This window comes from Singulisphaera acidiphila DSM 18658 (genome assembly GCF_000242455.2).
In the GTDB taxonomy this organism is placed as follows: Bacteria; Planctomycetota; Planctomycetia; order Isosphaerales; family Isosphaeraceae; genus Singulisphaera; species Singulisphaera acidiphila.
Genome location: NC_019892.1, coordinates 42,718 through 56,939 on the forward strand (window position 1 = coordinate 42,718; position 14,222 = coordinate 56,939).

Sequence of the window (14,222 nt, forward strand, 5' to 3'; positions counted from 1 at the left end):
GGACGCCTCGGACATCAGCATGTCGAGCGCCGCGTCAGCCGTGGCGAAAGGCTCGGTCGCGGCGATCATCTCGCGCCCGGCCGCGAACCAGGTCGCCAGGAGTCACTCCCAGCAGCTTGCGAACGTGGTGATGAAGGTGAGACTGGCTCGAGAAGCCAACGCTCGCCGCCACCTGGGCGATGCCAAGACCATCACCCAAGAGGTCCCGGGCCCGCTCCACGCGGCGGCGAATGACCTGCTGGTGAGGCGTCGTTCCCGTGGCGGCCCGAAACTGGCGGATGAAGTGGTAAGGACTGCGACGGACGAGGGCGGCAAGCCGCTCCACGGACAAATCCGCGTCGATATGCTTCTCGATATGCCGCATCACCTGGCCCAATTCATCCTCCGAGAGACCCGCTTGCCGTGGCGCCGGCTCGTGGTCCTCGCCGGCATAATCCCGCAACAAATGAACGGCCAAGGCCGTGCCGAGCGAACTGGCAAGCAACCCTCGACCGGCCCCGGTATCTTGTGACTCGTCGGCGAGCTTCCGGACGACCCCTTCGACAAAAGGGTCGCCGGGTAATGCCGTTGGACGAAGCCATCTCCCTCCCAGGCCCATCTGGCCCGCGACCCGACTCAGGAAGGTGGTCGAGAGTTGTACGGAGATCGACTGAAACGGCGACGGCCGACACACCTCGATCGAGACCAGCGCAGGCCAGATGATCACATGGCCCACCGCCAGCCCGGAGAACACCCGTTCGTCGCCAAAGTGCCACTCGAAACTTCCAGGATTCGAAAGAATCAGTGTAACTTGATGAAAACCGTGAGCGTGCCGATCATGGTTGGGGACGCCCCGCCCATCGGTCTTCGGCCTCCAAAGCGCAATGCCATCGGTGAGGAGGTCGTCTCCCGTTCCCATTTCCACAATTTCCATGGGCTTATTCATCATCCGCCCTCATTTTATCGTTTGTTTAAAAGGGTCGGCTCTCACGCGCCGGAACGACGGAGGAGAATTGGGGCCTCAAGAGCGTCGGCCGGTCGCTCGGGCCCGGTGCGCGGCTGCCTTGGCACGATTGCCACAGACAGCCATGCTGCACCAGCGCCGGGCGTGGGCCTTGGTTCGATCCAGAAACATCAGCGTACAGGCTGATCCCTCGCAGGCGCGGATCCAGCGGAAATCGGCATGACAAACGAGGTCGCTCATCGCCTCGGCGATCGGCTGTAAGAGTTGCTCGGGCGTCGACCAGCGCTGCAATCGCCGACGCCGCAGAGGCCGTCGATCCTCGGCGTTCGAGACCCCGTCTTTCTCCCCCTCTTCGACCTGCCAGTAGCTGTCATCCTGAGCGAGCAGACGGTTCAGCGGAGCCAGGTCCGCGAGCGCCTCCGCGCCGAGCTCGGATCCAGCATACCGCAAAACGAACGCGCGGAGCCATTCACGCAGGCTTCGCGCCTGCTCGGCAACGCCGTCGAGCGCCTCCCCTTCAGCCCGAAACCTCGTGGCGACCGTGGCGTCGATCGCCCCCGCCTGCTCGAGCCAGTTCACAAGATCCGTGCCATTGCGCAGCCATTCAGTCCGCACACCCGAAGGTGTCGACGTGCTGTTGAGGAAATCCACCGCCAGGTGATCGCCAACAAAAAAAGCCGCGGGAAGCGAACTGGAGCCGATGGTCATGCTCTCTCCTGAACCGTCAGCAAACGTACCGGCTCTATTCTATAAGATGCCCCAACAAATCCTGAATAACGGCCGGCCCGGCCACGCTCAACCGAAACCAGGAGCCCGGCCGGACGACTCACAACTTAACCTCCAACGCGAGTAAACTTGCCGGACACACCACCAAGTAACCAGAAAAAACCTGGTTGACAAGTTATCTTGCCCCTCATAACCTTCTTAGTGCCGCTTCAGAGGTTACCAGATCAGTCGGAAGCGCTCGAGGTCCTCGTTCCTGGAGGAGTTCAAACCGATGGTTCGCTACCGTACCGTCACCGTCGAGGAGCATGACGTATTCTATCGCGAAGCCGGTGACCGCAAGAATCCAACCTTGCTGCTGCTCCACGGCTTTCCGAGTTCATCGCATATGTTCCGGGACTTGATCCCGTTGCTTGCCGATCGGTTTCACCTCGTGGCCCCCGACTTGCCGGGCTTCGGTTTTTCGGACGCGCCGGACCGGGCGCAATTCTCCTACACCTTCGATCATCTGGCGAAGCTCATTGAGGGCTTCACCGACGCGGTCGGCCTGGATCGGTACGCCATATACGTCTTCGACTACGGCGCACCGGTTGGCTTCCGGCTTGCGATGGCGCGGCCGGAGCGCGTCATGGCGATCATCTCCCAGAACGGCAATGCCTACGAAGAGGGCCTGAGCACCGGCTGGAATCCAATCCAGGCGTACTGGCAGGAGCCAAACGCAGCCAATCGCGAAGCCCTCCGCTTCTTGCTCACGCCCGAGGCCACGAAGTGGCAGTACGCCCACGGCGTCTCGGATGGGACAAGAGTTGCCCCGGAGTCGTACACGCTCGACTCGGCCCTGCTCGCGAGGCCCGGCAACGACGAAATCCAGCTCGACCTGTTCCTCGACTACGCCAACAACGTCGCGCTCTATCCGAAGTTCCACGCCTACTTCGCAGCCAACCAGCCCCCTTTTCTCGCAGTCTGGGGCCAGCACGATCCGTTCTTCTTGCCCGCCGGCGCCGAGGCCTTTCGACGCGACAACCCGAACGCCGAAGTGTACTTCTTCGACACCGGCCACTTCGCGCTCGAAACACATGCAGGCGAGATCGCAACCGCCATCCGCAGTTTCCTCGACAAGAGGGTCTCGGTATAAACCGAAGGCGAGACCACGTCGTCAGGTATCGGCCTTTCCCGCCCGACCCCACTCACGGTAAATAGAAAGCGAATCGAGTTCCGCCCAAGGCTTGAGTTGAGGTCGAAAGCCCCAAGGAAAATCCGATGTTCAAAGGCTTGCTGATCGAGAACGGTGACGCCGGTTATGAAGCGAAGCTGGCGGAACTCGACGACTCACAACTGCCCGAAGGCGACGTGACGGTGCGGGTCGCCTACTCGACGCTGAACTACAAGGATGCGCTGGCGATCACGGGCAAGTCACCGGTCGTTCGCCGCTTCCCGATGGTGCCGGGCGTCGACCTGGTCGGCACAGTGGAGACAAGCCGCCATGCCAAGTTTGCGGTCGGTGACCTCGTCCTGCTCAACGGGTGGGGCGTGGGCGAGGTCCACTGGGGGGGGCTTGCCGAGCGGGCCAGGCTGAGAGGCGATTGGTTGATTCCCATCCCCAAAGGGTTCACCCCGCGACAGACGATGGCCATCGGCACCGCAGGCTATACGGCCATGCTCGCCCTGATCGCCCTCGAACGAAACGGCGTAACGCCCGACAAAGGCGAGGTGCTCGTCACAGGTGCCGGCGGGGGCGTGGGCGGGATCGCGATCGCGCTGCTTCATCAGCGTGGCTACACCGTCGTGGCTTCAACCGGTCGACTCGCCGAGACGGACTATCTCAAGAGCCTGGGAGCCGACGAAGTGGTCGACCGTGCCCAGTTCTCCTCGCCCGGCAAGCCGCTGGGTAGAGAACGCTGGGCCGGCGCGATTGACAGCGTCGGAAGCCACACCTTGGCAAACGTCTGTGCCACCGTCCGCTACGGCGGCACCGTCGCGGCCTGCGGACTGGCTCAAGGCATGGACTTTCCCGCCACCGTCGCGCCTTTCATTCTGCGAGGCGTGACGCTCGCGGGCATCGATAGCGTCTACCGGCCCGTGGAAGACCGGTTGGAGGCCTGGCGCCGGCTCGAGAGCGATCTCGACACGCGGACCCTCGATTTGATCACACGGGAAATTGGCCTGTCGGAAGCGATCGCCGCCGCCTCGACGATGTTGGCGGGCGCTGTCCGAGGACGCCTGGTGGTGGCAATCGATCCCAACGCAGCAGGATAATCAAATTCTCTTGCAGGGTGAGCCGTGCGGGCCCACCCTGCGAGAGAACTTTAATCAGCATATAACAAGAGGTTCACACTCCCCGCTCACCTCAGCGCATCATCAACTATTTGCGTCCCTTGGAGGCCGGATGGGGTCGGTTGCGATCGCCCAGGTAGTAGCCGATGGCGAGCGTGACCAGGGGCAGGATCGATTGGAGCATGAACTTGACCAACTCCGACCCCTTCTCGAACGTGGCGTCCGTCCGATAGAAGAGGAAGAACATCGCGGTGAAGCTGAGTGCGTACACGCCCCCGAAAATCATCAGCACCCAGCGCACGATCGAGAGCGACGCGATCTGCTCGGACCCGATGACCGGGTCCTCCTTCCACTCCGATTTGACGATCTCCTTTTTGAGGTCGATCCGCACCGGATTCGGGACATCCCTTGGCGTAATTCCATTCATCGGAGGAGGCTCACTCGATTCCCACGATCTCTTTGATCACCTTGTCACCCTTCACAACACCGAGCGAGTAGCCATCCTTGCTTTCCCGGATCGCCACCTCCAGCAACGCCAGGGCCGTCTTCAAAACCCCCGACTTGGTCGTCCCCAGCGCATCGGCCATATCCTCCAAGACCTTGGTCTGCCGATCGTTGAACTGAACATTCAGCTTGTTCGCCATGAATATCCTCAATGATCGCGGCGGCTGACGACAGTGCCGACCGCAAAGGTCAAGGCTCAATTACAAGCCTAAGTAAGCAACATGCCGTGTGCACGGCTTTGATTCGGGACTCTCGCCGAGCCAAAGGGAACGATTCCGCCATGAACAGCTGGCCGTGTGCCCGCTGTTGAACGCGGAAAGGCTCGACAGTAGTCTTGGAAGGACTACATGTCGAGCCGCATTTTGGATCAGCGTCAGGGCCAGACTTGCCGCTCGAGCTCAATCCGGCAGCCCCCAGGCGCCCGCGGTCCCAGGGAATGCAAGGCAGGCCAAAATGGGACGGTGATTGATTTCGTCAATGGATCCACCATGACCGCTTCTCGCTACGGCCCCCGGTGGCAAGCCACCGGCTCAGGCCGTTTTGGCGGCGAGGCGGGTGATGCGGACGTGGCCGTCGTGGTGGGCCGAGGCGATCCACAGGCCGTCGGGATGAACGTCCATGTCCCGGAGGATGTTGGGCAGGCCGAACCGGTGGTAATCCTTGTCAGCGTCGGTTTTCCAGAAGAGGAGCAGGCCGCCGTTGCCCCCCCCGCACGCCCCCAAGAGGCTACCGTCGGCCAAGAAGTGCAGGCGCCAGATCCCGCCTTGGGGAATGCCGTCCGCCAGGAGAGTGCGCACATTTTTGCGGCTCTCCCCTTCGAACAGGATCGCGATCGGCTCGTGGATCGCTCCCAGCGGGTTGGTGGCCTTGTGGAGCCCTCCCGCAGCCACGAGCTTGCCGTCGGGCGTGATGGCCAGCCCGCGAATCCCGCCGAAATCGACTTGCTGGCCCCCTTCGTACGTGTGCAAGGGCTTGGCGTCGAAGGCCCCCGCAAGGTTGCCCGTGGCGAGATCCCACTGCTTGATTGCGCCGAGAAGGTCGCCGCTCAGGATCGTTTTCCCGTCCGGGTGGAAACCCAACGAGTAGACATGCCCCGTGTGCCCCGCCAACTCCCGGACCAGTTTTCCCGTCGCCGTCTCCCAGATCCGGACCATCCGATCATTGCCGCCCGAGGCCAGCAAGCTGCCATCGGGACTGACGCTCAACGCGCGAATCCAGCCCTGATGAGCTTCGATCTTTCGGATCGGCTGGGGCGCAGGCGCATTCGACGCGGTCTCCCAGGCCGTGATCCGTCCATCGCCCCCGCCGCTGAAGGTCGTCTCCCCGTCGGCCGAGAACGCGAATGAGAAGACCCACGACTCATGACCGCCGGGAAACACGAGCCGCTTGCCGTCGGCCAGGTCGAACCGTTGAACGGCCGAACTCTCAAGCCCGCAGAACACGAAACGGCCTTTGGGCTCAAAGCGGCAGCTCACCACCGGCCGCTCGGTAGGCCACTGGGCAGCCACATGAGCCAGCTTGGGATCAAACCCGGCGGGAACGGCAGCGGCGTGGGCGTTCAAGGCAGCACCTCTTCCTCATTCACGTTCACGTAAACCCGGACCGGACAAAGCCATCATCCGACAAACCAATCAGGCCAGGATTTGCTTGATCATCTTCGAGGCGGGATCGGCGATCGGGACGTCGCGCCCTTCGATGTCGAACGAGTCGGTCGAGTCGACCCCCACAGCCTGGAGGTAAGTGTGGAACAGGTTGGCATGGTCGACCTGGCCGTCGACGACTTCCGTCCCTTTGTCGTTCGTTTTGCCGTAGGCCACACCGCGCTGGACTTTGGCACCGGCCATCAAAACCGTCCAGGCATGCGACCAGTGGTCACGACCGTAGTACAGGTTGATATTCGGCGTCCGGCCGAACTCCGAGAGGACGACGATCAGGGTGCTCTCCAACATCCCTCGGTCGGCAAGGTCGGCCACGAAGGTCGCAAACGAGAGGTCGAACTCGCCGAGCTGCTCGATGTGGAAATTGAAATTCTCGTTATGCGTGTCGTAGTTCGAGTGCGAGACTTGAACAAACGTCACGCCTTTTTCGAGGAGCCGACGGGCGAGCAAGCAGTGACGTCCGAAGTCGTGCTTGCCGTAACGGTCGTGGTCCTTCGCCGGCTCCTTGGTGACGTCGAACACTTCCCGCTGCTTCATGAGCTGGGCCGCTTGCTCATAGGAATAAACATAGGCCTCAGTCAGTGCCGTGCGGCGACGGCTCAGGAAGCGGTCGTTGCCCCGTTTGCGGAAGTCGTTGCGGGCAGCGTCCATCGGCTCGGTGACCTGGCCGGGCCTGGTCGTGTTCTGAGGCGGGTTGCCGTTGCCCAGGGCGATGCTCGAATACATCGGACCGAGGTAGGCGGAGTCATTCCCGCGACCGCCGCCGCCACCGGGTGTGATGATGATATGGCCGGGCAAGGCGCTATCTTGGGGAGTCATGGCCTTGGCGCAGACGGCCCCGAAGTACGGGTAGTCGGCGGCGGGGGTCTGGCGACGGCCGGTGAGCATCATGTAGGCTCCCTTGCCGTGGTCATCCTCGCTCGTGTTCACCCCGCGGACCAGGCAGAGGTGGTGCATCTGCTTGGCGACGTTCGGCAGCAGCTCCGAGATCCGGATGCCAGGGACCGAGGTCTCGATCGCCCGGAAAGGGCCACCGGTATCCGTCCCCGGCTTGGGGTCCCAGCTCTCGAGCTGGCTCAAACCGCCATGCATGTTGAAGACGACGACTCGCTTCTGGTCGCTTTTCAACTGGGCGGCCGCGAGCGGGCTCGAGAAGACGCCCAGTCCCCCGACCACTGACCCGGCCGCCGTCGCCGCCAGGCCGGCCAGGAAACCGCGTCTCGCCACAACGTGCTCGGACGAGTTGCAAGCGTATGCGCACTTCATAATTCACGTGCCTTTCCAGCAAGCGTTCGGCCAAAGCAAAAGGCGTCAGTGATTGAATCGAAATTCAGCCGACGTCAAGAGTCCCCAGACCAGCTCCTGCACGGCAGCCGGTTTGTTCGCAGCCTGCTCGGTGAGGACCCGGACCACGTCGGCCGACTCCTCGGGGCTCGGCAACCGCGTAAGAATTGTCACATAAAGATCTTCGGCGGCTTTCTCGACGGCCTGTTCAGCGGCCATGCGTTCGGAGACATTCCCGCCGGCAGGCGCCACCCAGCCGTTCACGAGGCCGCCGTTGGCCGCGAACAGGGCCTGGTCAGCCGTAGCGAAGAAGTCATTTTGCGGCTGACCGGCCCCTGCCCCGTAAACCGTCACGAAGGAAGCGACGTTCCCCTTGAGCTTGTCGAAGGTGCGTTGCTCCAGCTCCAACGCCCGAGCACGCACCTGGGCCGGGTCGTTTCTTGCCGCTTCGTCCAGCGGCTTCGTCTTGTTCAGCTCCGCCTCCTCGGCCTGGTGGAAGCGGTCATAGATCCCGGTGACTTTGAGGATGCTCCAGCACATCTGCTCGGGGGTGAGCGGCTTGAGCTGAGCCACGTCGAAGCTGTTGGACTGGAGCGTGGCCAGTTGTTCGGTCGCGGCCGCGATTTCCGATTCCAGCGCCTGGGCCCGCGCCTCTTCGTCGGCCTGCTTCTTTTGTGCAGCCGCCACGAGGTTGTCGCGGCGAGCCTTCTCGGCCATCGACGCGTCGAGTCCTCGGTTGGCCAAGGCGAGGGCATCGGCCCCCTTCTTGAGCTCCGCCAGGGCGGCGTCCCGCTGAGTGGTTTGTGTGGCCGCGACCGACCGCAGCTCGTCGGCCTTCGTCTTGAGCTTCTGCGCGGCCTCGGTCAAGGTCGGGTCGTCGGGTAATTGTTCACGGGCGGCATCGGTCGCGGCGAGCGCGGCATCGACACTCGCCACTCTTTTCTGCTGAAGGGTCAGAGCGGCCTCGGCATCGGCCTTGCTCTTCTCCAAAGCGAGACGGGTTTGGTCGGCCGTCTTCACCTCCGTTTGATGTTGCAGCAGATCCGGCTCGAAGTCCTTCGCAAGTTTCTGGGCCTGGGCAACGGCCTCGCGGCTAGCGACAGCGGCTTGGGCGATAGCCACAGCCTGCCCTCGAAGAGTCTCGCGCTGGGCGAAGGTTTCACGCCGCTCCAGTTGCCGCTTGTGCCGCTCGAGCGCGACCTTGCTCTCGGCCGTCTTGCGCCGGGCGGCAAGGACCACCTGCTCCTTCTGGCGAACCACATCGCGGAGCGGCAGCGCCTTGGCCCGCGCGGCCTCGACCGGCTTGACCGCCGCAGCCAGCTCTTCGCCGGCTTTCGTGAGGGCAGCCGCCTTGTCGGGACTCGTCTTCTTCAAGGCGGCCACTTCGGCGATCAGGGCGTTGGATCGGTCGACAAATTTCTGAGCGGCGGCGGCCAAGTCTTTCTCCTCCGGGAGCTTCTTGGCGGCTTCCTGGGCTTTGCCGGCGGCCTCCGCGAGCGACTTCCCCACATCCTCGCGAGCATTGATCTGCGCGAGAAGGTCATTGACCGCTTTTTGAGCCTCGGCTTGCTTCTTGTCAACCTCGGCGTGTTTGGCCAGGGCCTGATCTTGCTCGGCCGCGGCCGGCACAAGCGTGGTCTCGGCCGCGTACCAGTCCTTGATCGCCTGCGAGTACTCTTTCCGAGCCGCTTCCGACGCGGCCGTGAGCGCCTCGGTTCGCGTCTTGAGCTCCGCGACCGTCGACGCCACCTCTTCAGGTTGTGGGGCCTGATCCGCGGGCAGGTCGATGGCCCGTTGATAAGTCCGGGTCAGGGCCAGCTCACGCAGAAAGGCCTTCGTATCATAGTTCCGAGCGACCAGCTCATCGGCCAACAGCGCCATCAATTCCGGGTGGCTCGGCGGGTTGGCCGGATGGTGCAGGTCGAGGGGATGCACAAGGCCCCGCCCCATCAACATGGCCCAGAGTCGGTTGGCGATATTTTCATTAAACGCACGATTGGTCCCGCCGGTCACGTGCGAGGCGAGCTGGGCCCTTCGGCTGAATTTGGGCACCGGGAGCACGTTGTCGGCGGGCTTCACCTGGTATTCCTCACCGGGTGGAAACACCGGCTCGACCAGCTCCGTCTCGCCAAGGATCCGAGGACCCGTCAAGTGCTTATCATTTTTCACGAACACCGAGTCGAACGTGAGGTCACCGCCCGTCTTCTCGGCGAAGACCGTCTGATCCTTGCCCCCCTCCTTGCGGACGAGTGCATACGCGGGCGTGAAGAAGGCGACGAGACCGTGGTAGTCCGACTGCTGATAATCATCGATCACCGGATGATTATGACACTGAGCACACTGCATGTCGCGGCCGAAGAAGATCCGGCCGACATCACGCGTGATCAGGTTCGGCTCCGCCCCGCGGTCCAGGTAAAACCGGGCCGCGGCCCTGAGCTTGGCGTCAGCGCCGTCGGCGCTGAGGACCTCTTTCAGCACGTGGTTGAGCGGCCTGTTCTCGCGTGCGGCCTGGAGCAAGTAATTCTGCCATTCCTCCGCCGTGACATCCTTGTTCGGCCGCCGCTCCATCAGCATGATATCGAAAGTCGTCGCCAGGTGCCGACTGTAGAGCGGGCTCTCCAGGAGCCGGTCAACGGCCTTGGTTCGCTTATCGGCCGCCGTGTCCGCCAAGAAGTTCCTCAGTTCCTCCGAGGACGGTGGCATCCCCGTCAGGTCGAGCGAAACCCGCCTCAAAAACTCCGCGTCACCGGCCAGCGCGACCGGCGGGCCGACATGGCTTGCGTCGATCACCCGATCGATCCGCTCGTGCAAGGGCGGTGCGGGAGCGTCCGCCGCGCCGGCCGTGGATGTCAGCAAACCCACCACACAGAGCATGGGGTAAGCGCATAAACCGAGCCGTAACCGGAATGGGAGGCGATTCATAGGGAGAGCCTCGCGCGATGCACGAACCAAAAAGGAGGGAGGAATTCGACGATCGCCTGGCAGGGGGCGCTCTCGGGACAGTAGTCGTGAGCCTTCGGTGCTCATCGCACTTACGACGACAGGGGCTGTCGTCGGCATCATCCGAAGACTCGGCGGGGTGTTCAAGATCAGGCGGCGAAACCCGCCCCTTGTTTCCCAAAAGAAGATCTCGAGGTCCCCTCGAGGTCTCCCGTCGCCTGCGAAACAAAGGAGTCCGGCGTTTCGACCAGCCGATCCAACACCGGTTTAACACAAAACCAGGCGAGCGTAAACCCCCGAGATATCGTCCAACCCGAATTCTCTGCCAAGTGCAGAACCTCACGGGATAGACAGGAGACCGGCCCGGCGGGGTCTAGTTGATAGAGAGATTTCTGTCGAGGCCAGGGGATGACGCATGGCGGGCGGTCCAGATGAATGGGAAGCCTGGCTCGACCGACACGGCGCAACGCTGGTTCTTCTGGCGCGGCAACGCGTGGCGAGCCGGGCCGACGCCGAGGACGTCGTGCAGGAAGCGTTCGTTCGCTTCTGGCGGTCACGCCACCGGGCGAACGACCCGACCGCGTATCTCTACACCTGCGTGCAGCACTGCGCCCTGAACTGGCAGCGCAGCCGGGAGAGGCGGTCCAGGCGAGAGGAGGTCGCGGCCCGCCCGGAAGCCGAGGGCTCGCTGACCGGCCCGCTGGGGCAGGAAGAGCGCCGGGAGACCATCGAGGCCATTCTCCGCAGCCTGCCCGAGACTCAGCGCGAGGTGCTGGTGATGAAGGTCTGGGGCGGCCTCTCTTTCCCCCAGATCGCCGAAGCAGTGCAGATCTCCGTAAACACCGCCGCGTCCCGCTATCGCTACGCACTAGCCAAGCTGCGTGAACGGCTGGCTGAGGAGCCGATTCCATGAACGAGACACCCGACCCGCTCGAAAGAGAGCTGCTCGCCTTTCGCCCCTCCGCGTTATCAGGCGAATTGAGACAGCGCATCGCCGGACGACTGGCCGACTCCACAGCGAAGAAAAACCGACGGTTCTGGAGTCTCAGCATCATCGGCGGCCTTGCCGCCGCATACCTGGTGGCCCTCTTCCTTGGACGAGGGGGTAGCCGGGGTCTCGACACCGGGCCAGCCCTCGTCGAATCCCCGACCGCACCACCAGGTCGGCCCGAAAACGCATTACCCTCCCTCCGTGCCTATCGGCAAGCCCTGGCCCAATCACCCGAAGCGATGGAGACCCTGCTCGACAGACACGCCGCCCGCAACCACGGCCCCAACCCTCAACTCGTGCGCATCCGCGCATTCAACCGGCCCGATCTCGAAGGACGAGCACTCTCAGGAGAACTCTGATGCGAAGCTGGAACCTCGCTGCGATCTCGACGGCCCTGAGCCTGGCGCTCGCCCTGCCGGGGGCCTCCTCCACTGCAGCGGAAGCACCCACCCCGGATGCTGGGCACGCCCCCGCAGCCAACGCGGCCTTGCAGTACTGGCAAGCCTTCGCCCTGATGCCAAGCCTGAACAAGAACCAGGAGAAGCGGCTCGAGGACTCGAACAAGGTCCCCCTCGACGGGGCAACGCTCGAGCTCATCGCCGCGTTCGAGGAAAGCCGGATGTACCTGCTCCGTGGGGCGAAGTTGCGGGACTGCGATTGGGGCCTGGATTACGAAGACGGCATGGGGCTCCTCCTCCCATATCTCGCCAAGGCCCGGGACCTGGCCCGCCTGGCCGCCCTCCACGCCCGGCACGAGATCGAGCAGGGCCACATCGAGGCCGGAGCCGAAGACGCCACCGCCATTCTGGCGCTGGCCCGCCACGTCGGCTCCGACCCCATCGTCATCAGCATCCTGGTGCGCTACCTGATCGAGGCAACCGCGATCGACCTGGTGGCTTCCTCCCTGCCGGAGTTGCAGACGCTCGCCCCCGGGATCATGTCCACCTACGAAGCGCTGCCGGCGGGGGCGACGTTCCAAAGTGCGTACCTCACCATGGAGAAGGAACACACAATCCGCTGGCTGGTCAAGAAGCTGAGGGACGCGGAAGCGAGAAAAAAGGGAGCCTGGAGAGAGGTCTGGAAGAACGCGACGGATCGGCCGGGGGGCCTGGACGCCATCAACCGCGTCGATACGATCGAGCAGGCCATCAAGCTGACGGAAGACCTCTTACCCGTCTGCGACGACCTGGCGGCCTTGATCGCCTTGCCTGGGGAGGAATTCGACGCACGATACCCGGAGTTCAAGAAAACGACCAAGGCCGCCCATCCGCTCGCGGGCTACTTCCTCACGACTCCGGACACGCTCCTCGCCACCCAACGTCGGAACCAGGCCAGGATCGAGTTGCTCAAGGCGGCGATCGTCGTGGTCCGTGGTGGCTCGGATAAGCTCAAGGGCATCAAGGATCCCTTCGGGGCCGGGCCGTTTGAGTATCGCGCCCTGGACAAGGGCTTCGAACTGAAATCGAAGCTGCTCTTCCACGACCAACCAGTGACGCTGACGATAGGACAGGAGAAGAAGTAACAAGTTAAGTCAGCACTTAAACGGCTCCAAACAACAAGCCCTCCCGGCGATCCCAAGCCGGGAGGGCTTGTCTTTTCGGGAAGAAAGAAATCGGGATCGATTCTCAGTTTTCTTCACGCGAAACTGAGAATCGACACCGATTTCCTCGGTTAGGGCGAGGTGAAGTTGCCGTCCCAAGTCTCAATAAGGGAGGCCCCAAGCGTCCGTCGTCCTCGGCAAGCTGCATTTTAAATATATTGTGGATTCCGATATTGCGCTTGCGAGCGAGAGGCAGGCGAGCGATAAAAAAGGTTACCCCGTCGACCTCCCTCTTTGCGCAATGGTCTCTTCGGCCGACGGGATCCGGGTTCCCCCGTTCGGCGGCCCCGGTGCCCTCTCAGTTCAGCCGGCGGCCTTGTATTGAGGGACACATCGCGGCCGCCTGATCCATTGTCGCTCGTGATTGACCTGCAATGTCCAACAAACCCGAGGAGCGATTACGATGTCTGACATCGTCACTGCACTGTCCTCACAAACCGGGATCGACGGCGAGATGGTCAAGAAAGGTCTCGGGACCTTACTGACTTTCCTCCAGAAAAGCCTCCCTCCCGATCTCTTCAGCAAACTGCAAGCAGCCCTCCCCGGTGCCTCGGAGATGCTCTCGGCCCACAAGCCGGATCACGCGGGGGCAGGCTCCGGCCTCCTGGGCATGGTCTCAGGCTTGGCCGGCAAACTGTTCGGCGGCAGCGCTGGGAACGGGGCCCACCTCCTGTCAGACCTCTCTCACGCCGGCCTCAGCGCCGAACAGATCGAGGCGTTCCTCCCCCGGGCATTCGAGCAACTCAAGGCGTTCCTGCCTGCCGAGCTTCTCGAAAAGGTCAAGGCCGCCCTCCCCACGCTCACAACACCGGCTGAGACCGGCGGCAGTTGATCCGGCTCCTACGACCCTGGTGAGGGGCGTCCCTGCGAAACGACCTTACGGCTACCCCCTCGGAGAGATTCGCTTCACGGGCAAATCTCGTTCATTCGGACATGAGGAGGCAACCAAGTCATGGAGCCTTTCCACGCATCACTGGCCGATGAAGACGGCCAAACCATCACCGAAGTTGAGGGGACGATCGAGTCCTCAGAGGAAGCCGCCGGGGTGCGTTCCGGCCGGTTCGAGTTGCAAGACACCGAGTCGTTCATGCAGGGGGTGCTGGAAGGCAAGACCTTCCGCCTCCAACTCGACGGCGGGAACCCGTTCACAATCAAGGTCGAGTCCGTCTCCATCGGTTCCCGGTCAGGGTTTTCGGAGGCGCAGTTTTCGACCGTTTGATCGCCAAACCTCCAGGCGGGCGGGTTCCAACACTCTCGGAATTCCAGGTGAACCCGCCCGTCGGAAAGACATCGCACGCGAGGCCA

General features: G+C 63.0%; 14 protein-coding genes. 7 read left to right on the plus strand and 7 right to left on the minus strand.

Annotated elements, in window-relative coordinates; translation table 11 throughout:
- Positions 1–34 precede the first annotated feature (34 nt).
- Positions 35–928 (minus strand): helix-turn-helix domain-containing protein, encoded by an 894-nt coding sequence (locus SINAC_RS00170; protein ID WP_020467111.1) that lies wholly within the window; start codon positions 926–928, stop codon positions 35–37.
- A 72-nt stretch (positions 929–1,000) separates the two neighbouring features.
- The gene (locus SINAC_RS00175) at positions 1,001–1,651 is read right to left on the minus strand and encodes a CGNR zinc finger domain-containing protein (protein ID WP_015243682.1); all 651 of its coding nucleotides are present in this window, start codon (positions 1,649–1,651) and stop codon (positions 1,001–1,003) included.
- Positions 1,652–1,940: 289 nt separating this feature from the next.
- Between SINAC_RS00175 and SINAC_RS00180 the strand changes: the two genes are divergently transcribed.
- Both SINAC_RS00180 and acuI read left to right on the plus strand, forming a co-directional pair.
- Complete coding sequence (locus SINAC_RS00180) at positions 1,941–2,801, plus strand: alpha/beta fold hydrolase (protein ID WP_015243683.1); 861 nt, start codon at positions 1,941–1,943, stop codon at positions 2,799–2,801.
- 125 nt (positions 2,802–2,926) lie between these two features.
- Entirely contained in the window at positions 2,927–3,922 is a 996-nt protein-coding gene (gene acuI / locus SINAC_RS00185) for an acrylyl-CoA reductase (NADPH) (protein ID WP_015243684.1), read from the plus strand.
- Between the two features lie 106 nt (positions 3,923–4,028).
- Here the strand turns inward: acuI and SINAC_RS00190 are convergent, their stop codons facing one another.
- The 5 genes from SINAC_RS00190 to SINAC_RS00210 all read right to left on the minus strand — a co-directional run bounded on the left by SINAC_RS00190 (position 4,029) and on the right by SINAC_RS00210 (position 10,308).
- Positions 4,029–4,367, minus strand: a complete 339-nt coding sequence (locus tag SINAC_RS00190) for a hypothetical protein (protein ID WP_015243685.1) — start codon at positions 4,365–4,367, stop codon at positions 4,029–4,031.
- A gap of 10 nt (positions 4,368–4,377) precedes the next feature.
- On the minus strand, positions 4,378–4,584 hold the full coding sequence (locus tag SINAC_RS00195; RefSeq protein ID WP_015243686.1) for a hypothetical protein: 207 nt from the start codon (positions 4,582–4,584) through the stop codon (positions 4,378–4,380).
- 390 nt (positions 4,585–4,974) lie between these two features.
- Entirely contained in the window at positions 4,975–6,006 is a 1,032-nt protein-coding gene (locus SINAC_RS00200; protein WP_015243687.1) for a WD40 repeat domain-containing protein, read from the minus strand.
- A 69-nt stretch (positions 6,007–6,075) separates the two neighbouring features.
- Complete coding sequence (locus SINAC_RS00205) at positions 6,076–7,368, minus strand: DUF1501 domain-containing protein (RefSeq protein WP_015243688.1); 1,293 nt, start codon at positions 7,366–7,368, stop codon at positions 6,076–6,078.
- Positions 7,369–7,413: 45 nt separating this feature from the next.
- The gene (locus SINAC_RS00210; protein ID WP_015243689.1) at positions 7,414–10,308 is read right to left on the minus strand and encodes a DUF1549 domain-containing protein; all 2,895 of its coding nucleotides are present in this window, start codon (positions 10,306–10,308) and stop codon (positions 7,414–7,416) included.
- 433 nt (positions 10,309–10,741) lie between these two features.
- On the opposite strand from SINAC_RS00210, the gene SINAC_RS00215 reads away from it, so the two are divergent.
- From SINAC_RS00215 to SINAC_RS00235, 5 genes are all read left to right on the plus strand, one after another.
- A complete protein-coding gene (locus SINAC_RS00215) occupies positions 10,742–11,239 on the plus strand; it encodes an RNA polymerase sigma factor (RefSeq protein ID WP_015243690.1) in 498 nt (165 codons plus the stop codon).
- A complete protein-coding gene (locus SINAC_RS00220; protein WP_015243691.1) occupies positions 11,236–11,676 on the plus strand; it encodes a hypothetical protein in 441 nt (146 codons plus the stop codon). The genes SINAC_RS00215 and SINAC_RS00220 overlap by 4 nt, the downstream gene beginning before the upstream one ends.
- Complete coding sequence (locus SINAC_RS00225; protein WP_015243692.1) at positions 11,676–12,839, plus strand: hypothetical protein; 1,164 nt, start codon at positions 11,676–11,678, stop codon at positions 12,837–12,839. The genes SINAC_RS00220 and SINAC_RS00225 overlap by 1 nt, the downstream gene beginning before the upstream one ends.
- Positions 12,840–13,320: 481 nt before the next feature.
- A complete protein-coding gene (locus SINAC_RS00230; protein WP_015243693.1) occupies positions 13,321–13,749 on the plus strand; it encodes a DUF2780 domain-containing protein in 429 nt (142 codons plus the stop codon).
- Positions 13,750–13,869: 120 nt separating this feature from the next.
- Complete coding sequence (locus SINAC_RS00235; RefSeq protein ID WP_015243694.1) at positions 13,870–14,136, plus strand: hypothetical protein; 267 nt, start codon at positions 13,870–13,872, stop codon at positions 14,134–14,136.
- Positions 14,137–14,222: the final 86 nt, after the last annotated feature.